At 66.7% G+C, this 20107-nt stretch carries 16 protein-coding genes and 1 riboswitch; of the genes, 8 read left to right on the forward strand and 8 right to left on the reverse strand.

Annotated elements, in window-relative coordinates:
• Positions 1-10 precede the first annotated feature (10 nt).
• Positions 11-104: riboswitch (glycine riboswitch) on the reverse strand.
• A 75-nt stretch (positions 105-179) separates the two neighbouring features.
• The 3 genes from proC to ACLB6G_RS14630 all read right to left on the reverse strand — a co-directional run bounded on the left by proC (position 180) and on the right by ACLB6G_RS14630 (position 3324).
• Positions 180-989, reverse strand: coding sequence for a pyrroline-5-carboxylate reductase (gene proC / locus ACLB6G_RS14620; protein ID WP_410356934.1), 810 nt, complete (start codon positions 987-989; stop codon positions 180-182).
• A 72-nt stretch (positions 990-1061) separates the two neighbouring features.
• Entirely contained in the window at positions 1062-2372 is a 1311-nt protein-coding gene (locus ACLB6G_RS14625; protein WP_410356935.1) for an O-antigen ligase family protein, read from the reverse strand.
• A complete protein-coding gene (locus tag ACLB6G_RS14630; protein ID WP_410356936.1) occupies positions 2341-3324 on the reverse strand; it encodes a glycosyltransferase family 2 protein in 984 nt (327 codons plus the stop codon). Before ACLB6G_RS14630 ends, ACLB6G_RS14625 begins: the two co-directional genes overlap by 32 nt.
• 309 nt (positions 3325-3633) lie before the next feature.
• Here ACLB6G_RS14630 and ACLB6G_RS14635 point away from each other — a divergent pair, with 309 nt between their 5' ends.
• The 3 genes from ACLB6G_RS14635 to ACLB6G_RS14645 are packed head-to-tail and all read left to right on the forward strand — an operon-like array spanning position 3634 to position 6474.
• Positions 3634-4809, forward strand: coding sequence for a glycosyltransferase (locus tag ACLB6G_RS14635; protein ID WP_410357156.1), 1176 nt, complete (start codon positions 3634-3636; stop codon positions 4807-4809).
• Positions 4806-5585 carry a WecB/TagA/CpsF family glycosyltransferase gene (locus tag ACLB6G_RS14640; RefSeq protein WP_410356937.1) on the forward strand — a complete coding sequence of 260 codons (780 nt, stop codon included), beginning with the start codon at positions 4806-4808 and terminating at the stop codon, positions 5583-5585. Before ACLB6G_RS14635 ends, ACLB6G_RS14640 begins: the two co-directional genes overlap by 4 nt.
• Positions 5575-6474, forward strand: a complete 900-nt coding sequence (locus tag ACLB6G_RS14645; RefSeq protein ID WP_410356938.1) for a DUF6492 family protein — start codon at positions 5575-5577, stop codon at positions 6472-6474. Before ACLB6G_RS14640 ends, ACLB6G_RS14645 begins: the two co-directional genes overlap by 11 nt.
• Positions 6475-6485: 11 nt before the next feature.
• Here ACLB6G_RS14645 and ACLB6G_RS14650 read toward each other — a convergent pair whose 3' ends face one another.
• Positions 6486-7799, reverse strand: a complete 1314-nt coding sequence (locus tag ACLB6G_RS14650; protein WP_410356939.1) for a lipopolysaccharide biosynthesis protein — start codon at positions 7797-7799, stop codon at positions 6486-6488.
• Between the two features lie 188 nt (positions 7800-7987).
• Between ACLB6G_RS14650 and ACLB6G_RS14655 the strand changes: the two genes are divergently transcribed.
• Both ACLB6G_RS14655 and folD read left to right on the forward strand, forming a co-directional pair.
• Positions 7988-10426, forward strand: a complete 2439-nt coding sequence (locus ACLB6G_RS14655) for a GumC family protein (protein WP_410356940.1) — start codon at positions 7988-7990, stop codon at positions 10424-10426.
• A 141-nt stretch (positions 10427-10567) separates the two neighbouring features.
• Positions 10568-11467 carry a bifunctional methylenetetrahydrofolate dehydrogenase/methenyltetrahydrofolate cyclohydrolase FolD gene (folD, locus tag ACLB6G_RS14660; protein ID WP_410356941.1) on the forward strand — a complete coding sequence of 300 codons (900 nt, stop codon included), beginning with the start codon at positions 10568-10570 and terminating at the stop codon, positions 11465-11467.
• A gap of 9 nt (positions 11468-11476) precedes the next feature.
• Here the strand turns inward: folD and ACLB6G_RS14665 are convergent, their stop codons facing one another.
• The 4 genes from ACLB6G_RS14665 to zwf form a co-directional block, all read right to left on the reverse strand.
• Positions 11477-12079, reverse strand: coding sequence for a hypothetical protein (locus ACLB6G_RS14665; protein ID WP_410356942.1), 603 nt, complete (start codon positions 12077-12079; stop codon positions 11477-11479).
• 193 nt (positions 12080-12272) lie between these two features.
• Positions 12273-14087 carry a phosphogluconate dehydratase gene (edd, locus tag ACLB6G_RS14670; RefSeq protein WP_410356943.1) on the reverse strand — a complete coding sequence of 605 codons (1815 nt, stop codon included), beginning with the start codon at positions 14085-14087 and terminating at the stop codon, positions 12273-12275.
• 4 nt (positions 14088-14091) lie between these two features.
• Complete coding sequence (gene pgl, locus ACLB6G_RS14675; protein WP_410356944.1) at positions 14092-14841, reverse strand: 6-phosphogluconolactonase; 750 nt, start codon at positions 14839-14841, stop codon at positions 14092-14094.
• Positions 14823-16295: a glucose-6-phosphate dehydrogenase gene (zwf, locus tag ACLB6G_RS14680; RefSeq protein ID WP_410356945.1), complete on the reverse strand. Its 1473-nt coding sequence runs from the start codon at positions 16293-16295 to the stop codon at positions 14823-14825. Before zwf ends, pgl begins: the two co-directional genes overlap by 19 nt.
• Before the next feature lie 181 nt (positions 16296-16476).
• Here zwf and ACLB6G_RS14685 point away from each other — a divergent pair, with 181 nt between their 5' ends.
• From ACLB6G_RS14685 to ACLB6G_RS14695, 3 genes are read left to right on the forward strand one after another with little or no spacing between them, the layout of a single operon-like run.
• On the forward strand, positions 16477-17952 hold the full coding sequence (locus ACLB6G_RS14685) for an aldehyde dehydrogenase family protein (RefSeq protein WP_410356946.1): 1476 nt from the start codon (positions 16477-16479) through the stop codon (positions 17950-17952).
• A gap of 26 nt (positions 17953-17978) precedes the next feature.
• Positions 17979-18728, forward strand: coding sequence for an SDR family oxidoreductase (locus ACLB6G_RS14690; RefSeq protein ID WP_410356947.1), 750 nt, complete (start codon positions 17979-17981; stop codon positions 18726-18728).
• 25 nt (positions 18729-18753) lie between these two features.
• Positions 18754-19872 carry a beta-ketoacyl-ACP synthase III gene (locus tag ACLB6G_RS14695; RefSeq protein WP_410356948.1) on the forward strand — a complete coding sequence of 373 codons (1119 nt, stop codon included), beginning with the start codon at positions 18754-18756 and terminating at the stop codon, positions 19870-19872.
• The last annotated feature ends 235 nt before the right edge of the window (positions 19873-20107 follow it).

The following is a 20107-nucleotide window of genomic DNA, read 5'->3' on the forward strand; positions in this document are numbered from 1 at the left end:
GAGCGCCTTGACCTGTCCGCGGTTCTTTTGCCTGAGAGATTTCGGGCGATTTCCCCTTCGGCGGCTTCCCCATTCGCGGAGAAACTCTCTCCCGCCAGACAGACCGGTCATTCGACCGTGAGCGCGCCGAACCTATGACGATTCCGAGCGCTTGTCACGTCCCATTCGCTGGCGGGAATTCACGAGCCCAGTTCGGCCGACCGGTCGCGGGCTGCTTCGACAGCCTCTTCCACGAGCGTTTTCAGGCGGTTGTCACCCATCAGCACAGCCAGCGCCGCCGCCGTCGTGCCGTTCGGGCTTGTCACCTGTTCGCGCAGCGTGCCCGGCGCCTCGCCGCTTTCGAAGGCCAGCCGGGCGGCGCCCAAAACGGTCTGGCGGGCCAGAAGGCCGGCCGTCTCGGCGGGCAGCCCGGCCTTTTCGCCTGCCGCCGTCAGAGCCTCGATGAAATGGAAGACATAGGCGGGGCCCGAGCCGGAAACGGCTGTCACCGCGTCCATCAGGTCTTCCGACGGGATGGATGTGACAGCACCGTTTTGCGCCAGGAGCATGTTGACAGCCTCCATCGCCTGCGGCGTCACCCGGTCATTGGCGAACGTCACCATCATGCCCGCGCCGATGGCGGCGGGCGTGTTGGGCATGCAGCGCACGATGGCGGCCTCCTCGCCCACCAGGGACTGCAGGGTTGCGATCCTCGTGCCGGCGGCGATGGAGAGGATGGCGGCCCCGGCATCGGCGAACCGGCGATAGGCCGGCGCGGCATCGCCCATCACCTGCGGCTTGACCGCGAGCACCACCACATCGGCTGCGGCGCCGTCCGGGATGGCGGATGCCTCGGCATATACGCTCACACCCTGTTCGGCCGCCCGCGCGCGCAAGGCGTCCGCCGGTTCCACCACCATGCAGTCGGACGGAGCCAGGACACCGCCCGCGATCCAGGCTTTCAGCATTGCAAAACCCATATTGCCGCACCCGGCCATGATCACGCGCATGGTGTCCTCCTTTGCCTTGCCGTTGCCGGTCTTCTTGGCAAACCGGAGCCGGCTTTGCAATCACGGCAGGCGTCAGCCGTGCGACGGAAGCGTCACGCGCGACGTCATGCGCAGGCCGAGCGTGGCCAGGACCAGCAGGACCCAGACGGGATCGGCCCGGTGGAAGAAGAACGTCTCCACGAAGGCGTTCAGCGTGGTGAACAGCAGGATCATCATCAGGAAATCGGCGAAGAAGACGCTGTCTTTCAGCCGCGGCACGCGCATGTAGTCGAACAGCGGCGCGATGTTGAACACGATGACCGCCGCCGCCAGTGCCGGCAGACCCATGGCGATGGCTGTATCCATGTAGCCGTTGTGCCCGTGCACGATGCCGCGGAAATCCCAGTCGGCATCGAAGTGCAAATCCTGGTTGGCGATGAAATCCGTGCCCCAGAAGCTGACATAGCCGTAGCCGGTCCACGGCTTCTTCATGATCATTTCGCCACCGAAGGCCCACAGCGTCGTGCGGCCCGTATAGGTGAGGTCCGGGGCCAGTTCTGCCGCCAGGTCCTTCAACGTGTCGATATAGACGATGCCGAGCGTGGCCAGCCCGAAGGTGACGATGGAAACCACATAGGCCAGCACCACGGCCCGGCGCATGCCGACAAGATTGGGCAGCATGACCAACAGCATGGCAGCGGGCACCAGTCCGGCGGTCGTCTTCGAGCCCGTGTTCATCACGAACACCATGGCGGCCAGGAAGATCGCGGCGCCGGCCTTCCGCTCCCCGCGCCGCCACAGCCACAGGCCAGCGAAGGCGAGGCAGGCCATGACCGGGCCGGCGATGTTCTTGTGCGAATAGATGCCGCGCCAGAAGCCCGCATGTTGCGCCTCGTAGCCGCCGGAGCCGTGGATCGCCGCCTCCGGCATCAGCACCAGTCCGGCATAGGACAGGACGAGGATGATCGCCGCGGCGGTCTTGATCATCGTCGAAAGGCCGTCGAAGCTGCGCGGCAGGGCCAGCGCGGCGGCAAGCGACAGGATGATGATGATCGAGAAGGAAGCCGCCCGCGCCGCTGCGCCGGGATCGTCTGCCCGCAGGACGGAGAGCGCGAAAAAGCCCAGCAGCAGCGCCCACCACGGACTGGCCAGCGCGACCAGCCTGCGCGGATCGGCGAAGAGGGCCAGGCACAGCATGGCCAGCGCCCCCAGCGAGCCGTAGCCAAGCTGGTTGACGATGTCGCCGCCTCCGTCCTGGGGACCGGTGCCCGGATCGAGCGGCTTGAAGGTGACCAGCAGCATGACGAAGATGACCGTGGCCAGGCCTGTCGCCAGCCGCGCACCGGAAAGCGCTGCGCCAGCCCTGCCTCGCTCAGTTCTTCTCGGCGTTGCGATACTGTTCATTCGTATAGCCGAATTCCGCGATCACGCGTCCGATGCCGACAAGGACGGGGTAAAGCCCGGTCGATACGGAGCCGGTGCGCGCCAGCGCCGCCAGTCCGCGAATCGGCGAAGCGGCCAGGAGCGCCAGGCTTCTGGCGACCACCTTGATGCGCCCGAACGGTTCGCGCGCCCGTTTGCCTCGCTCGACAAGCGTGGAGATCACGCCGTTGCGGATGCTGCGCGCGCGGATCCAGTCGGCTTGCAGGCGCCTTGACGGAATGGTTTCGCGCACGGGTGCCTCCGCGCACCAGGCCTGGCGGAAACCCTTTTGCCGGGCACGGCTCAGGAAATCGCTGTCGCCGCCGCCCATGAAATTGAACCGCAGGTCGAGGAAGGGATAATCCATCGCCTCCAGCACCGCCCGTGCGATCAGCAGGTTGCCCGACGAATAGAGGGCGTCTACGCGGCCGGTCTCGGCATGGGGCGGCCGGAACACCGGATGGCTGCGCCAGTGCTCCATGTCGGGCCGCTCGAACATCGGGATTTGCGGCCCGCCGACCAGGTCCGCGTCCAGGGCCTCCGCCGTCAGCACCATCCGCTCCAGCCAGTTGGGATCGGCCAGTTCGTCGTCATCGATGACGAGCAGGTGCCGGAAATTGGGAAAGGTCTCCAGAGCCGTCTTCCAGCCCGCATTGTAGGCACAGCAATTGCCGCGTTCATGGGCGATGATGACGAGCCCCGGCAGGATGCCGGCGTCAAACAGGGGTGCCGCCGCCGCCGCACCCTCGCGTTTCTCCGCCTCGTTCTCCATGACGATCACGGCAAAGGCCCGGTCCGTCTCCTGCAACCGCAGCGTTTCCAGCGTGGCGAGGAGGTGGTCCGGACGCTTGTAGGTCGGGATCGTGATCACGGCCTCGATCCGCTCCGGCGCGAGACGGGGAGAACGTGTGACGATGGTGATCGAATCCTGCATCGGAACGCCATGGTTTGCCGCAATGCCCCATCCTGCCAGCCTTCGATTAAGGCGGCGTTAAGCCTGTCACCGGAATCGCGGTTTTCTGCGTCTCCATTCGTTGCTCACGTAAGTTGCTTAAAGATGATGAAACCGCTTGCCGGTTAGGTTGCGCACCATGAATGGCAGTTCGCTGGTCGCATCCGGGAGCAGGAAACCAATGGCAGGTGCGCCGAAGGCAGGCATGACAGCTAGAATGCCGGCTGGCCCGGCCGGCGGCGGATTCCGCCTGCCGTTGCGCTCATGCATCCGGGATGGCGGAGCGTGACCATGCATCTTGTCTTTGTCAGTTCCATCGTGCCGCATGGCACGCCCACGACGGGCTACGAGATCGCCAACGCGGCCATCCTGTCAGCCTTGCGCAGGGCGGGCGCGCGGGTGACCGTGCTCGGCTATGCCCGGCCCGGACAGAGACCGCCGGACGATGGCGGCAGCGTCGTGCTTGGCGAGATCGACCCGACGACCGCGCACGCGACCCAACTCAGGAAGGCCCAGTGGCTGGGTCAGGCCGTTGCCGCCGGGACGACGGTCTCGTCCGCCAAGCTGCAGATTGCAGGGCGCGCTGCGGTCGAGCGTGCCCTGGAAGGCATCGGACCGTTCGACGGCTTCGTGCTGAATGCCGTGCAGATGGCCGGCGCCTATCCCGATCTCTTCCTGTCGCGCCCCGCCCTGTTCGTGGCGCATAATGTCGAGTACGTCTCGGCCGCGCAAAACGCCGAGGCAGCGGGCAGTCCCCTGCAACGTTTCCTGTTTCGCCGCGAGGCGCGCCACCTGCGCGCGCTGGAAAGGCGCTTCTGCCGTGCCGCCGCCCATGTGCTGACGCTGTCGGACGATGACGCCGCCGTCCTGTCCCGGGAGGCCGGACACGATCGCTTCACCACGCTGCCGCTCGTCACCTGCACGCAAGCGCCCTTGCCTGTCACCGAAGAGGCCGAATACGACGCCGGCCTCATCGGCACCTGGACCTGGGAGCCCAATCGCATCGGCCTGGACTGGTTCCTGCGCGCCGTGACGCCCCATCTGCCGGACACCTTCACGGTGCGGATCGCCGGCTCGGTACCGGAGGGCATGCCTTCCGGGCATCCGGGGACACGCTTCGTCGGCCGGGTGCCGGATGCCGCTTCCTTCATTCGCCATGCCCGCGTGGTGCCGCTGGCCGCGCGCGCCGGCACCGGCGTCCAACTCAAGACCATCGAGACCTTCGAGCACGGTCTCCCCAGCGTGGCCACGGCGCTGGCCCTGCGGGGCGTTGCCCGTGTGCCGGACAATTGCGTGACCGCCGAGGACCCGAAGGACTTTGCCGCGGCCCTCGTGCGCCAGGCGCGTTCTCCGGTACGCCTTGACGGGGCCGCCTTCCATGCCGCCCAGTTGGCGGCGCTCGATGCGGGGGTGACACGGGCGCTGGACGCTTTCGCCGCCGGTGCCGCAGGCAGGCGCGCGGCATGAACGTCATTTTCGATCAGACCGGTTCCAACACCCGTTCCGCCGAGATCCTCGGCCTGCCGGTTGCCGTGCTGACCTGGGAGGAGGGCATCGCCCTGCTGGACGATCTGGTCGAGAAGGGGCGCTTCACGCCTGTCAGCTTCCTCAACGCCCACAATGCCAACGTGGCCGCCGTGAATGCCGAATTCGCCGAGGTCATGCGCCGTTTCCTCGTGCTTCCCGACGGGGTGGGCGTGGACATCGCCTCCAAGCTTCTCTACGGCGAGCCGTTTCCCGCCAACCTGAACGGCACGGATTTCATACCCGCCTTCCTGAAGGACCGGCGGACGCCGCTCACGGTCGGCCTGCTCGGCACCACCAGCGACAACGTGGCCGCCGCGTGCCAGGCGCTTCGCACCCAGGCCCCGCAGCACCGCTACGAGGTCATCGGCGACGGCTTCTTCGACGCAGCAGCCGAGGAGGCGATACTCGCGCGCCTGCGCGCCCTGCATCCCGACATCCTCCTTGTCGCCATGGGCGTGCCGCGCCAGGAATTGTGGATCGGCCGCAAGCTGGGCGGGGAGCATTGCACGGTTCCCGTCGGCGTTGGCGCGCTGCTCGATTTCCTGTCCGGCGCGGTGCCGCGCGCACCGGCATGGATCCGCCGGTTGCGCCTGGAATGGGCCTACCGGCTCTGGCTGGAGCCTTCGCGCCTCTGGCGGCGCTATCTGGTGGGCAATCCGCTGTTCCTCTGGCGGGTCGCCAGGCAACGTCTTGCGAAGTCCGGCCATGGTCGCTGAGGCGAAGGCCGCGCGGGCGCGGCGCACCGTTCTTGTCACCGCCAGCTATGCCGCGGATTTCGAGCGTTGCCGCCTGCTTTGCGAAACCGTGGACCGTCACGTCACGGGCGCCACGCGGCACCTGCTTCTCGTCTCCGGTCCCGATGTCGCCCTGTTCCGCCAACTGGAGGGGCCGCGCCGCGAGGTCGTCGGCGAGGGGGACATCCTGCCGTCCTGGCTGCATGACATGCCGGATCCGCTGTCCGGGTTCCGCCGGCGCATCTGGCTCTCGGCCCGTGTTCCGCCTCTGCGTGGCTGGCACGTCCAGCAATTGCGCCGTATCGCCATTGCCGGGCATGTCGATGAGGATGCGCTCTTCTTCTGCGATTCCGATACGGCGTTTCTCCGTGCCTTCGATTGCGCCAGCCTGTGGCGGGGAGACCGGCTGCGCCTGTTCCGCCGCGACGGCCGGTTGGCCGAGCCCGGTCATGAGACGCAACGTGAATGGGCGCGCAATGCCGCCGGAGCGCTGGGCTTGGGCAATGCCTTTCCGCCCGCCCACGACTACATCGCCACGTTGATCGCCTGGCGCACCGATGCCACGCAGGCAATGATGACGCGCCTTTCCGCGGCCGGCGGACGGCACTGGATCGAAGCGATCGCGCGCAACCGCCGCTTTTCCGAATGCATGGTTTACGGGATCCATGCCGATGCCGTGCTGCACGGCGAGGGCCACTTCCACGACAGCCATGAATTGTGCCGCATCTACTGGACCGGACCGGCCCTCGACGGGGCCGGCATCCGCGATTTCATCGGTGGTCTCGCGCCTGGCCAGGTGGCCGTCGGTCTCCAGTCGTTTACCGGCGCCGATGTCGGTGATATCCGCTCCGCCGTGCTCGCCGCAGCGTGATCTTCCAGAGGCTATAGCGGGCGGGCGGGCTGGCGCAGCGCCGGGTAGGTCAGCAGAACGGACGCCAGGTAAAGGCCCGCGAAGGCCCAGGTCAGGCTGCCGATGATGGCGGCCTGGGAACCGGCGCCTGAGAGGAGAAACGTCAGCAACCCCGCCTTGAGCACGGCGAGGGCGGCCAGGTTGACCGCCCGGCGGAAGGACTGGCCGCGCGCATAGAGCAGTTCGGCGTGATATTCGGTCAGGTTCCGGAAACCCGGAATCAGCAGGGCCAGCATCAGGATGGGCGCGGCCTCGGCCACATTCGCGCCCATCAGTCCGGGCCGCCATGCCAGCAGCAGCGCGATGAAGGCCATGCCGGCCGTCGAGATCGCGAAGATGCCGGCCTCGAACCCGATCCGCCGCATCCGGCTGCCGATTTCCCCGCCGCGCCGCATGATGGCCTGCACGAGCATCATGTTGAACGTGCGCATCGGGATCGCCGTCAGGTCGACCAGTCGCATGATGATGGCATAGAGACCTGCCAGCTTGGGCCCGCCGATCCCCAGCACCAGCAGCTTGTCCAGTTCCATCTGCAGGTAGAACAGGATCTCGGCGCCCGCGACCGAAAGGGAATCGGCCATCCGCCGCCGGATGATGCCGGTGTGGAAGCGGATCCGGTAGCGCGGGAAGAACCAGACGATCGCGATCGCGAGCACGGTCAGGTTGGCGGCCGCATACCACGGCGCCCATGTGTCGACGCTGTTGCCCGCGCCCGTGAACCAGAAGCTCAGCGCGGCCAGCGCACGAAGGGCCGTGCTGGCGATCACCAGCGCCGCAGCCCGGCCGAACAGGCCCATGCCGTTGTTCACGATGACGACGATTTCGGCGCTGCGCCAGATCAGCGCTTCGGTCACGATGATGAGCAGGAAGGTTGCCAGCGCCATTTCCCCGGCAAAGACGAGCCCATGCGCGAGCATCGCCGCGGCGGCCAGAACGGGCAGCGAAACCAGCATCATCGCCAGGTAGCCGCCCGCATACAGGCCGATCAGGCGCGGCCGCATGGTCGCGGCCCTGTAGAGCGGCGAGGAAAACCCGAAGGCGACGATGCGCGAGAGCACGACGCCGGTTGCCGAGGCCGTGGCGAAGAGCCCGAAATCGGCGATGGTCAGCGTGTTGGCGAGAATCACGAAATAGGCGAGCGAGAAGACCAGTCGTCCCAGCGATCCGCTGATGGCCGCCATGTAGTCGCCCACAAGCGCACGCCAGTTGCCCGGAATGAGACGCGCGACCGCATCCGGCATTCGCCGGCGCGTTGCATTCCGGATCGGATCGACGGCGTTGCTCATGCGGAAACTCATACATTTCAAAGATTAAGGCTGCGTGTGCGGACATATGATTAGTTTCACTAAAAAAGGAAAAAACAAAGTGACGGACTGCCGCGCCGTTTTCGGTCTCATTAACCTTTTGTTACCCGTGCCTGTTTAGCTTGGGTTAACGCTTTCGCCTTTCGCGAAACGGATCAAGCCGGGACACCATGAGCCGTCGCGACGACAACGATACCGCCAGAAGCCGCTCGCTGTTGTCGCGACGCGAGACGGACCACGCGCGCGGAACGGATGCGCTCAGCGAGCGGCCGGAACGGCATGAAAGCCTTCTTTCATTGCGTTCCGGCGACCGGTCGGACAGATTGTCGGCGGACGGTTTCGATGCCGCTTGGCCACCTGTCCGTCCGCCACGCCGGCGCCGGTTTTCCCTGTCGGCCGGCGATCGCGACAAGCTCTCCCAGGCCATGCAGCGTGGCAATGACACCGGAACGCCGCCACGGCCGCCGGCCGGTCCGTCCGGGGGCGGTCAGCAGGAGCCCTGGCAGCCGCTGGTCCACCCGATGGCCGTCGTGGGGGGCATCTTGCGGTCGGGGCGGATCGTTGTCGCGACAACGCTGGCCGGAGCCGCTTTGGGCGTCCTGGTCGCTCTGGGCACGCCGAAGCACTACATCTCCACGGCCGAGGTGATCGTCGACCCGCGCGACATCAAGATCGGCGATCGTGACCTGACCGCCGGCGGGCTTCCCTCCGACGCCACGCTGGCCATCATCGAGAACCAGGTCCGCGTGATGTATTCGGGCAAGGTGCTCGGCGATGTCGTCACGGCGCTGGATCTCGCCGACGACAGCGAGTTCAACGGGCAGGCCGGCGGTTTTTCGTTTCGCGGCCTTGTATCCGATCTCAAGTCGCTGCTTCGCGAAGGCGGTGGCGTCGCCGACACGGACCGCGCCCGTGCGCTCGCGGTGGAGAACCTGGCCGAGAGCCTCGAAATATCGCGCGGCGACAAGACATTCGTGATCTATGTCAGCGCCCGCACGAAGGACCCGGAGAAATCCGCGCGCATCGCCAACACGGTGGTCGAGGTTTTCCGTCAGGTGGCTGGCAGCATCCAGTCCGACACGGCCGGCCGCGCCGAGACCGAGATCACCTCGCGCCTGGCCGAGTTGCGCCAGGGCGTGCTCGACGGCGAGAAGGCGGTGGAGGAATTCAAGGCCGCCAACGATCTCGTCGATGCACAGGGACGGTTGATCACCGACGACCAGATCGTCAAGCTGAACGACCAGTTGTCAGTCGCCCGCGCGAAGACCATAGAGTTGCAGGCCCGTGCCAGCAGTGCCCGCGATGTCGATCCGGATGCGGCGGTCAGCGCCTCCCTTCCCGAATACGTCAATTCCGCCGTGCTGTCCGAATTGCGCTCGCAATATGCGCGGCTTGCCCAGCAGGCCGATGCCCTTGCGGTGCGGCTCGGGCCGCGCCATCCCGAGCGCCAGGCGGTCGAAGCGCAGCTCGCGGGCGCCCGGCGCCAGATTGCTGCTGAATTGCGCCGCATCGTGTCGTCCATCCAGGTGGACCTGAAGCGCGCGGTGGAGCAGGAGCAGCAGCTGAGCGCCCGCCTCGCCCAGGCCAAGGCCCTTCAGGCCGATGTCTCGGGCCGTCTCGTGGAATTGCGTGAACTTGAACGCGAAGTGGCCGCCCAGCGCGCTGTCTACGAAAACTATCTCTTGCGCGCCCGCGATGTGGCCGAGCAGAAGGGGTTCAACACCGCCAACGTTTCGCTGATCTCGCCCGCCACGCCGGCACTTCTGCCGACCGGCCCGTCCCGTGCGACGATTGCCATCCTGTTTACCGTTTTCGGTTTCCTGGCCGGCGTCGGCATCGGGATTTTGCGCGGGATTTTCGCCGCGCTGGGCGGACGCAATGCGATGGCAACAGCCTTCAGGCAGCACGGCCGGCCGGAATCGGGCGGCGAACCTGTCACGGCAGAACCGTCACCGCCACACGGGCCCCTGCCGCCGGCAGGCCGCCGCGGCACAGGGCGCCTGCAAGAGCCGGACGCGCCTGCCGGACGGTCCATGCACCATGCCGGCGGCCCCGCAGGTGCGGCCGCGATGATGCCGGGGTCAGGCCACGGCGGCGCTCCTGCCGAAGCAGCATCACAACCGCAACTCCATGCCGGGACCGGTCCGCATGGACAGGCCGGCATGATGCAACCGCCGCATTGGCCGCAGCAGCCACCGCATTGGCCGCAGCAGCCGCCGCTTGCCTATGCGCCGGGTTCCGGATCGCCCACTGTGCCCGTCCCGGGCTGGCTGCCGGACCCGCGCTACGGCCCGGCCCCGGTTGCACCGGCGCCAGCACAGCACGGCCTCTGGAGCGGCGCGCCGCATCCCTGGATGGCGCCTGCCGCCGCACCGGTGATGCCTGCCGGTTACTGGCCGTGGACCCCCCAATGGGCGCCGCCCGTTGCCCCGCCTGTCCAGTTCGCGCCGCAGCCGGTTTACCATGCATCGGCCATGCCCGGTTCGGATCCGCATGACGCGGGCGGGGATCCGGCGGTCGACGCCGAAGTGCGCGCGCTGCGATCGGCACTGCGCAGCTTGCGCGACCGCGTGGAACGCGCATCCTCCGGGCGTCGCCGCGCATCCTGACATTCTCGCCGAAACGGCATGCATGTGTCGCATTCGGGAGATGAATCCGCCTCCCGGACATGCTAACCGGCCAGTCGCAATGGTATTTCAGCGAAAGGCGCGGGCGCTTCGGCATCCGGGCAAAGGCAAGGACCGGCACGAATGGCGACGATAATCGACGGCAAGGCGATCGCGGCGGATGTCGCGGCAAAGGTGAAGGCGCAAACCGCACATCTGGTTGAAAGCAGGGGCGTCACACCCGGACTTGCGGTCGTCATCGTGGGCGAGGACCCTGCCTCGCAAGTCTATGTCGCATCGAAATCGAAACGCGCCAGGGAATGCGGGTTTCATTCGGTCCAGCACGACCTGCCGGAAGACACGCCGGAAGCGGACCTGCTGGCGCTGATCGCGGACCTCAACGCCGATCCCGCCATTCATGGCATTCTGGTTCAATTGCCGCTGCCCGGCCATATCGACGCCGGCAAGGTCATCCAGGCCATCGATCCGGACAAGGATGTCGACGGTTTCCACTTCATCAATGTCGGGCGGCTGGCTACCGGGGAACTGGACCAGGCCTTCGTCCCATGCACGCCCGCCGGTTCGATGATCCTGATCGAGCGGGTGCGCGGAACCGATCTGTCCGGCTTGAATGCCGTCGTCGTTGGCCGTTCCAACATCGTCGGCAAGCCGATGGCCCATCTCCTTCTGGCCGCCAACTGCACCGTGACGATTGCCCATAGCCGCACGCGCGACCTGGCCGCACTCTGCCGGACGGCCGACATCCTGGTCGCGGCCGTGGGCCGGCCGGAAATGATCCGCGGCGACTGGGTCAAGCCGGGTGCGACGGTCATCGACGTCGGGATCAACCGGATCGCGGCGCCGGAAAAGGGCGAGGGCAAGACCCGGCTCGTCGGCGATGTCGCCTATGCGGAAGCAGCCGCCGCCGCCGGCGCCATCACGCCCGTTCCGGGCGGCGTCGGCCCGATGACGATTTCCATGCTGATGGCGAATACGCTGGTTTCGGCCTGCCGCAAGGCCGGCGTCGAGGCGCCCCGGTTCTGAGCCCGCCGGTCAGGCGGCGACGTTGACCGAATCGCCGTTGCCGACGCCGTCGCCGTTGATGGCGTTCTCGACGGACTGGATCGCCCATTTGCGGATCTGTTCCTCCAGCTCGGCATTCTTGGCGCGAAGCATCTCCACCTGCTGGTCGATCTGCTCCTTTTCCGCGGCGCGGATGGCGTCGAGCTGCGCCCGCAATTCCTTGTTCTCGGCGAGAATTTTCTCGTAGTCCTGGCCGGTCATGGCGTCCAGCGTGCTCTGGAAAGAGGTCAGGCGCGCATTCACCTTGCTCTGCAACTCGTGCAACTGTTCCGCCATCACGCCATCCGTGCCTTCACCGCCGGCCATGGCCGCGGCCGCCTTGCCGCCCATGAAGATCGCGGCCAGCGCGCCGACGAGATAGAGCGGCACCAGCACGATGGCGACGCCTTCGAGCATGTGCACCAGTCCGAGATGACCGACGTCGTAAAGGCCCGCCAGCAGCGCCGCGCCGGACAGGACCGACAGGGCGCCCATGATCTTGGGGGCCAGCGTCATGATCCCGCCGCCTGCGCCATCGCCGTTGCCGGCGGCTTTCTTGTCCTTTTCCGGCTTTGCGGGCTTCTTGCCAGCCATTGTGCGGTCTCCACGGCCTTCGCGCCCGGCTCGATCAGCGAAGGCGGTTCGTGATGGGAAACATGCTTGCGACAAGCAGCGGGCGGCCGCCGGAGCATCATGCGCCGAAAACAGGCGCGACCGTCCGAGCCGAACGTTAGCGGGCCCGGGCTAATGAACGGTAAACCGGCTGCGTGCCGCCGGGCCTCGGCCGTCAGAAAACGGTGGCGCCTTCGTCCGCGCGTCCTGCCATGCGGCGGAAATTGGCGAAAAGTTCCCGGCCCGTGCCGTGGCCGTTGCCGGAAAGGTCCGGCACCGCGGCGGTGCGGGCGGCCAGTTCCGCCGTTGGCACATGAACGTCGAGCCTGCCGGCTTGCGCGTCCAGCGTGATCAGGTCGCCGTCGCGAATGCGCCCGATCATGCCGCCGTCCAATGCCTCCGGCGTCACATGGATGGCTGCCGGCACCTTGCCGGAGGCTCCCGACATGCGCCCGTCCGTCACCAGCGCCACCTTGAAGCCCCTGTCCTGCAGCACCCCCAGGGGCGGCGTCAGCTTGTGCAGTTCCGGCATGCCGTTGGCCTTCGGCCCCTGATAACGCACCACCGCCACGAAATCACGGTTCAGTTCCCCGGCCTTGAAAGCCGCCTGCAGCGCTTCCTGGTCCTCGAAGACGATTGCCGGCGCCGTGACGGCGTGACGCTCCGGCTTGACGGCGGAAACCTTGATGATCGCCTGGCCGAGATTGCCTTTCAGCAGGCAGAGGCCGCCGGTGGGCTGAAAGGGTTGGGCAACCGTCGACAGGACCTTGGGGTCGTGAGCCGCTTGCGGTGCGCGCTCACGCACCACGGTCCCGTCCTTCCCCAGCCGGGGCTTGATCACATAGGCTTCGAGACCCTCGCCCCAGACGGTGCGCACATCCTCGTGCAGAAGTCCTGCAGAGAGAAGCTGGCCGATGAGGACGCCCATGCCGCCGGCGGCATGGAAATGGTTCACGTCCGCCAGGCCATTGGGATAGACCCTCGCGATCAGCGGTGTGACGTCGGAAATGTCGGAAATGTCCTGCCAGGTCAGGCGGATCCCCGCCGCTGCCGCCATGGCGATCAGGTGGATGGTGTGGTTGGTCGATCCCCCCGTGGCATTCAGTCCGACCACGCCGTTGACGATGGATCGCTCGTCGATCATGCGGCCCACGGGCATGAATTCGTTGCCGAACTGCGTGATGGCGAGCGCCCGTCTGGCCGCCTCCTTCGTCAGCGCGTCGCGCAGCGGCGTGCCCGGATTGACGAAGGAGGAGCCCGGCGTGTGCAGGCCCATGATCTCCATCAGCATCTGGTTGGAATTGGCGGTGCCGTAGAAGGTGCAGGTGCCCGGCCCGTGATAGGATTTCGATTCCGCGTCGAGCAGTTCCGCCCGCCCAACCTTGCCTTCGGCATGAAGCTGGCGCACCCGCGCCTTCTCGTCATTGGGCAGGCCCGATGTCATCGGCCCGGCCGGGATGAAGACGGCCGGCAGATGGCCGAATGTCAGCGCCGCGATGGTCAGGCCGGGCACGATCTTGTCGCACACGCCGAGGAAGACGGCGGCGTCGAACATGTTGTGCGACAGGCCGATGGCCGCCGCCATGGCGATGACGTCGCGCGAGAACAGCGACAGCTCCATCCCCGGCTGGCCCTGTGTCACGCCGTCGCACATGGCCGGAACGCCGCCGGCCACCTGCGCTACGCCCCCCGCCTCGCGCGCCGCCGCGCGGATCAGCGCCGGATAATGCTCCAGCGGCTGGTGCGCCGAGAGCATGTCGTTATAGGCGGTGATGATGCCGAGATTGGGAACCGCATCGCCGGCAAGCGCCGCCTTGTCGGTCGCGCTGCAGGCGGCAAATCCGTGCGCGAGGTTTGCGCAGCCCAGTTGCGTCCGGTGTACGCCGCGCGCGGCCGCCGCGTCGACGCGGGCCAGATAGGCTTCTCGGGTCGGCCTGGAGCGCTCGCGGATGCGCTCGGTAACGGTGCGGATGGTCTGCGCGGCAGTCATGGTTTCAGGCCTTTCCGCCCGGCGACCAGTAGATCTGCACGGGCGATTTCGCGTGTTCGAACAGGGCGGCGACGGGGAGGCCGGTGTCCTGGCCGGGTTCGGTCGCCTTGAGCGCCACGTCCTTCTTCTCAAGCCCCTCGATGTGCAGGACCAGGAGCGAGGCGGAAGCGAGCGCGGCGAGGTTCCAGGTCAGCCGGTCCTCTCCCGCGCTTGCCGAATGCACGGCGCTCAGGCCGGGCGCGGCACCGGGGTCGAGCAGGTCCTTTAATTCCGCAGCGTCGGGAAAGAAGGAGGCGGTATGCCCGTCCAGCCCCATGCCCAGGATGGCCACGTCGAAGGGCGGGGGGATGAGGCGCAGCAGGCGTTCGGCCGCAGCCGCTGCCGCCTGTTCAGCCGTGTCGGCGCGCTCGTACAGGCCCTCGAAGGAGGCCCGCGCCGCCGCCTTTTGCAGAAGCCGCATGGTCACCAGCCGCATGTTCGAGCGGTTCGAGGACATTGGCACGAAGCGTTCGTCCACGAGCGTGACCGTGACCTTGTTCCAGGCGATCGGTTCGTCGGCCAGGCAGTCGAAGAAACGGCCGGGCGTCGTGCCGCCGGAAACGGCCAGGACGGCATGGCCCTTCTGCTCGACGGCCAGCGAAAGCACACCCGCCACGCGGCGCGCCAGCGTGCGTGCCAGCGCATCCGGTCCTGCGAACTCATGCCAGCTCTTGCCGGCCGGTGCGGGTGTTTCCGCTAGATGCTCTCGTGCCATGTGCGTCCGTCCCGTTCGATGAGGCCGATGGAGGCCGACGGCCCCCAGGTGCCCGCGGTGTAGCCATGGACGTCGGTGGGCCGGTCGGCCCAGGCCGCGAGGATCGGATCGATCCAGCGCCATGCGGCTTCCACCTCGTCGCGGCGCATGAACAGTGTCTGGTTGCCGCGCAACACGTCCATCAGCAGCCGCTCATAGGCGTCAGGATGGCGCACATTGAAGGATTGCGCAAAGCTCATGTCGAGCGGCACATGGCGCAGCCGCATGCCGCCCGGGCCGGGATCCTTGATCATGATCCACTGCTTCACGCCCTCGTCGGGCTGCAGCCGGATGACAAGCTGGTTGGCATGGACGATGCCAGCCGCCGGTTCGAAGATCGAATGCGGCACCGGCTTGAACTGAACGACGATTTCCGAGACGCGCGAGGCCAGCCGCTTGCCGGTGCGCAGGTAGAACGGCACGCCGGCCCAGCGCCAGTTGGCGATCTCCGCCTTGAGCGCGACGAAGGTTTCCGTCGTGCTGGACGGATCGGCCAGTTCCTCGAGATAGCCGGAGACCGCCCCGCCGGAGGACGCGCCCGCGCGATACTGCCCCCGCACCGTCTGGCGGATGGCCTCCGGGCCGGTGAGCGGCACCAGCGAGCGTAGCACCTTCAGTTTCTCGTCCCGCATGGAATCGGCATCCAGCGAGGCCGGCGCCTCCATGGCCACCAGGCAGAGAAGTTGCATCAGGTGGTTCTGCACCATGTCGCGCAGCGCGCCTGACTTGTCATAATATCCGGCGCGCTGCTCCAGGCCGACGCTTTCGGCCACCGTGATCTGCACATGGTCGATATGGGCGGAATTCCAGAGCGGCTCATAAAGGGCATTGGCAAAGCGCAGCACCATCAGGTTCTGCACGGTCTCCTTGCCGAGATAGTGGTCGATGCGGAAGATCTGGCTTTCGTCGAAGGCCGCCCCGATCGTGTCATTGAGCGCCTGTGCGGAGGCAAGGTCGCGCCCGACGGGTTTCTCCACCACGATCCGTGTCTGCGGCGTCGCAAGCCCGTGCGCATGGATGCGCCGCGCGATGTCGCCGAAAAGGCCCGGCCCGACCGCAAGGTAGAAGGCGCGGATGCGATCCGGCGCATCCAGCTTCGCGGCAAGATCGGCCCAGCCGCCATCGCCCGTGGCATCCACCGGAACATAGGACAGCCGGTCGAGGAAGCGGGCGATTTCCGCCTCGTCGCGCTCGCCCGGTCCGACGAAACGCTCCAGCGCCTGGCGGGCGTGGTCGCGGAAGGCGTCATCGCTCATCACCGAGCGTGACGCGCCGATGATCCGGCTCGGTTCGGAAAACTGGCCGTCGCGCTGGCGTTGATAAAGTGCGGGGAGCAGCTTGCGTTCAGCCAGGTCGCCGGTGGCGCCGAAGATGATGAAGTCGAAGGGATCGACGGGGATGATCGTGCTGGTCATGATGTCCGCTTCTCAACTCTGCGTCTTTCTATAATCTAATCGATTTAAAGACGCCAGTCCCCGCTCCGCCTTTTTTCAACCTTCCGGGGAGGAGGCCCGGCTTGACAGTCCGGGTCCAAGCGTTTCAAGTCGCTGCCCTGACTGCCGGCACGGGCCGGCGCGGCAAGACGGGAGGAACATCATGGGCGCACATCCGGCGACCACGGTCGCGCAAGGCATCGCCTTCATGAACATCATTGACGGCAAGCGTGTCGATGCCGCCTCCGGCGAGCGCATCGACGTGGTCTGTCCGTCCGACGGCATGGCCTTCGCCTCCATTCCCTCCTCCGGCCAAACCGATGTGGATGGCGCCGTCGCGGCTGCGCGCAGGGCCTTCGACGACGGTCCGTGGAGCCGCATGCCGGCGGTCGAGCGGGGCCGCCTGCTGACCAGGCTCTTCCATCTTGTCGAGGAAAACGGCGATGAACTGGCGGCGCTGGAAAGCCGCGACACCGGCAAGCCCGTGCGCCAGGGCAAGGCCGACGTCACCGCCACCATGCGCTATTACGAGTTCTATGGCGGTGCCGCCGACAAGATCCACGGCGATACCATCCCGTTTCTCGATGGCTACACGGCGCTGACCCTGCGCGAGCCGCATGGCGTGGTCGCCGGCATCATCCCGTGGAATTATCCCATGCAGATTCTGGCCCGTGTGCTCGGCGCGGCCCTCGCCATGGGCAACACGCTGGTGGTCAAGCCGGCCGAGGACGCATCGCTGACCGCCATCCGCATTGGCGAACTGGCATTGCAGGCCGGCTTCCCCGAGGGCGTTGTCAACGTCGTGACCGGTTATGGCGCGACGGCAGGAGCCGCGCTCTCGGCCCATCCGGGCGTCGATTACGTCACTTTCACCGGATCGACGCTGACCGGCACGCGCATCCAGCAGGCCGCCGCCGTCAACAATCGCGGCGTGACCATGGAACTGGGCGGCAAGTCGCCGCAGATCGTCTTTGCAGATGCCGACCTCGACGCGGCCCTGCCGGTGCTCGTCAACGCCATCATCCAGAATGGCGGCCAGACCTGTTCGGCCGGGAGCCGCATCCTGATCGAGACGCCGGTCTACGAGCGTGTCGCCACGGCGCTCGCCGAACGCTTTTCCGCGCTGGTCGCCGGGCCGCACCAGGCCGATCTCGATCTGGGTCCGATGATCAATGCCAGGCAGCGCGAGCGCGTGACCGGCTTCATCGACGCCGCGCAAGAGGCCGGCGTGCCGGTCCTGGCGCGCGGAACCGTGTCGCCGGATGCGCCGGATGGCGGATACTATGCCGCGCCCGCCCTGTTCGGGTCCGTCGATCCCAAGGCGGCGATCGCCCAGGAAGAGGTTTTCGGCCCGGTGCTGTCGCTTTTCGCCTTCGACGGCGAGGAAGAGGCGGTGCGTCTGGCCAACGGCACCGAATACGGCCTTGTCGCCGGCATATGGACGGCCGATGGCGCCCGCCAGCACCGCATCGCCAAGCGCGTGCGCGCCGGCCAGGTCTTTGTCAACGGCTATGGCGCGGGCGGCGGCATCGAACTGCCCTTCGGCGGCTTCAAGAAATCCGGCCATGGCCGCGAAAAGGGCTTCGACGCCCTGTATGACATGTCGGCAACGAAAACGGTCGTGTTCAACCACGGCTGAACGAGACGAACGGGAAGGAGACATCCATGGGGCGCCTGCAAGACAAGGTCGCGATCATCACCGGCGGCGCGTCCGGTTTCGGCGAGGGCATGGCCAAGCGCTTTGCCGAAGAGGGTGCGAGGGTGGTCGTGGCCGACCTCAACGCCAGGGGTGCGGAGCGCGTCGCTTCCGAGATCGGCGACGCGGCCATTCCGGTGACCGTGGATGTGGCGCTGCGTGACGAGATCGAAGCCATGGTGGATGCCGCCACGCAGGCCTTCGGCCGCGTCGACATCATGGTCAACAATGCCGGTTTCACCCACAGGAACGGATCGCTGCTGGACGTGGACGAGGACACGTTCGACCTCATCACCGCCGTCAACATGAAGGCCATCTATCATTCCACGCAACTGGTCGTGCCCATCATGGAGCGCCAGGGCGGTGGCTCGATCATCAACACGGCGTCGACGGCCGGCTTGCGGCCGCGCCCGAACCTGACCTGGTACAATGCCTCAAAAGGCTGGGCGATCACCGCCACGAAATCCATGGCGGTTGAACTTGCGCCCAAGCGGATCCGCGTCAATGCGCTCTGCCCGGTGGCCGGCGAAACCGCGATGCTTGCCTCCTTCATGGGCGAGGACACGCCGGAAATCCGCGAGAAGTTCAAGTCGGTCATCCCGCTTGGACGCTTCTCCACGCCGCTCGACATCGCCAATGCCGCGCTGTGGCTGGCCTCCGACGAAGCGGAATTCATCACCGGCGTCGCGCTGGAGGTCGACGGCGGCCGCTGCGTGTAAGTGCAGGAACAAGGGGGCAGGAACCATGAATGCAGTCGCCATCACCGGCACCGGCGTCTTCACGCCGCCGGCAGTGATAACCAATGCCGAACTCGTCGCCTCGTTCAACGAGCATGCGCGCCGTTTCAACGAGGCCAACGCGGATGCCATTGCGCGCGGCGAAATCGAGCCTAAGCCCATGTCGAGCGAGGAATTCATCCTCAAGGCATCCGGCATCGAGCGCCGCCACGTGATGGAAAAGGACGGGGTGCTCGATCCCGGCCGCATGTATCCGCGCCTTGCGCCGCGCGCCGATGACGACCTGTCGATCATGGCGGAAATCGCGCTGGATGCCGCCCGCCAGGCGCTTGCCATGGCTGGCCGCGGGCCGGAGGACGTTGATGCGGTCATCTGTGCGGCGTCCAACCACGAGCGCGCCTATCCGGCCATCGCCATAGAGATCCAGCAGGCGCTCGGCATCGGCGGCTTCGCCTTCGACATGAACGTCGCCTGTTCGTCGGCCACCTTCGGCATCCAGGCCGCCGCCGACATGATCCGTTCCGGCTCCGCCCGCGCCATCCTCATGGTCAATCCGGAAATCACCTCCGGCCACCTGGAATGGCGCGATCGCGATTGTCATTTCATCTTCGGCGATGTCTGCACGGCGGTCCTGCTTGAACGTGCCGATGCGGCCGCAGACGGCGGCTGGGAAATCCTTTCCACGCGCTGCCGCACGATGTTTTCCAACAATATCCGCAACAACAACGGCTTCCTTCGGCCAACCCATGACCAGATGGAGGACCGCCGCGACATGCGTTTCTACCAGGAGGGCCGCAAGGTCTTCAAACAGGTCGTGCCCTGGGTATCGGACATGATGCTGTCGCATCTGGAGGACGAGGACATCGCCCCGTCGGACCTGTCGCGGCTTTGGCTGCACCAGGCCAACAAGGGCATGAACGACCTGATCGGCCAGAAGGTGCTCGGCCGTGAGCCGGAACCCGGCGAACAGCCCAACATCCTGCAGGAATACGCCAACACCTCGTCGGCCGGCTCCATCATCGCCTTCGCCCAGAACAATGCCGACCTGCCGCGGGGCAGCCTCGGCGTCATCTGCTCCTTCGGCGCCGGCTATTCGGCCGGATCGGTGATCGTGCGCCGGATCTGATCCGCGCTGGCCGGCTCCGGTGCTGTCCCCTATGCGCTCGAGCGGGGCAAGGCCGGCGAAAGTGGTTCCCGGTTTCGCGTCCGGCCCTTGCCGGGAAAGAATCGATGCGGGAGAGCCGGGTCAGAAGGTTCAGATGCGGTCGAGCGGGGCAAGGCCAGCGAAAGTGGTTCCCGGTTTCGCGTCCGGACCTTGCCCGGAAAGAACCGATGCGGGAGAGCCGGATCAGAAGGTTCAG

The sequence above is a fragment of the Zhengella sedimenti genome (assembly GCF_046506625.1).
Classification (GTDB): domain Bacteria; phylum Pseudomonadota; class Alphaproteobacteria; order Rhizobiales; family Rhizobiaceae; genus Zhengella; species Zhengella sedimenti.

Coding starts and splice junctions, on each gene's coding strand:
- proC (WP_410356934.1), bottom strand. CDS start 989: ATGCGCGTGATCATGGCCGGGTGCGGCAATATGGGTTTTGCAATGCTG.
- ACLB6G_RS14625 (WP_410356935.1), bottom strand. CDS start 2,372: ATGAACAGTATCGCAACGCCGAGAAGAACTGAGCGAGGCAGGGCTGGC.
- ACLB6G_RS14630 (WP_410356936.1), bottom strand. CDS start 3,324: ATGCAGGATTCGATCACCATCGTCACACGTTCTCCCCGTCTCGCGCCG.
- ACLB6G_RS14635 (WP_410357156.1), top strand. CDS start 3,634: ATGCATCTTGTCTTTGTCAGTTCCATCGTGCCGCATGGCACGCCCACG.
- ACLB6G_RS14640 (WP_410356937.1), top strand. CDS start 4,806: ATGAACGTCATTTTCGATCAGACCGGTTCCAACACCCGTTCCGCCGAG.
- ACLB6G_RS14645 (WP_410356938.1), top strand. CDS start 5,575: ATGGTCGCTGAGGCGAAGGCCGCGCGGGCGCGGCGCACCGTTCTTGTC.
- ACLB6G_RS14650 (WP_410356939.1), bottom strand. CDS start 7,799: ATGAGCAACGCCGTCGATCCGATCCGGAATGCAACGCGCCGGCGAATG.
- ACLB6G_RS14655 (WP_410356940.1), top strand. CDS start 7,988: ATGAGCCGTCGCGACGACAACGATACCGCCAGAAGCCGCTCGCTGTTG.
- folD (WP_410356941.1), top strand. CDS start 10,568: ATGGCGACGATAATCGACGGCAAGGCGATCGCGGCGGATGTCGCGGCA.
- ACLB6G_RS14665 (WP_410356942.1), bottom strand. CDS start 12,079: ATGGCTGGCAAGAAGCCCGCAAAGCCGGAAAAGGACAAGAAAGCCGCC.
- edd (WP_410356943.1), bottom strand. CDS start 14,087: ATGACTGCCGCGCAGACCATCCGCACCGTTACCGAGCGCATCCGCGAG.
- pgl (WP_410356944.1), bottom strand. CDS start 14,841: ATGGCACGAGAGCATCTAGCGGAAACACCCGCACCGGCCGGCAAGAGC.
- zwf (WP_410356945.1), bottom strand. CDS start 16,295: ATGACCAGCACGATCATCCCCGTCGATCCCTTCGACTTCATCATCTTC.
- ACLB6G_RS14685 (WP_410356946.1), top strand. CDS start 16,477: ATGGGCGCACATCCGGCGACCACGGTCGCGCAAGGCATCGCCTTCATG.
- ACLB6G_RS14690 (WP_410356947.1), top strand. CDS start 17,979: ATGGGGCGCCTGCAAGACAAGGTCGCGATCATCACCGGCGGCGCGTCC.
- ACLB6G_RS14695 (WP_410356948.1), top strand. CDS start 18,754: ATGAATGCAGTCGCCATCACCGGCACCGGCGTCTTCACGCCGCCGGCA.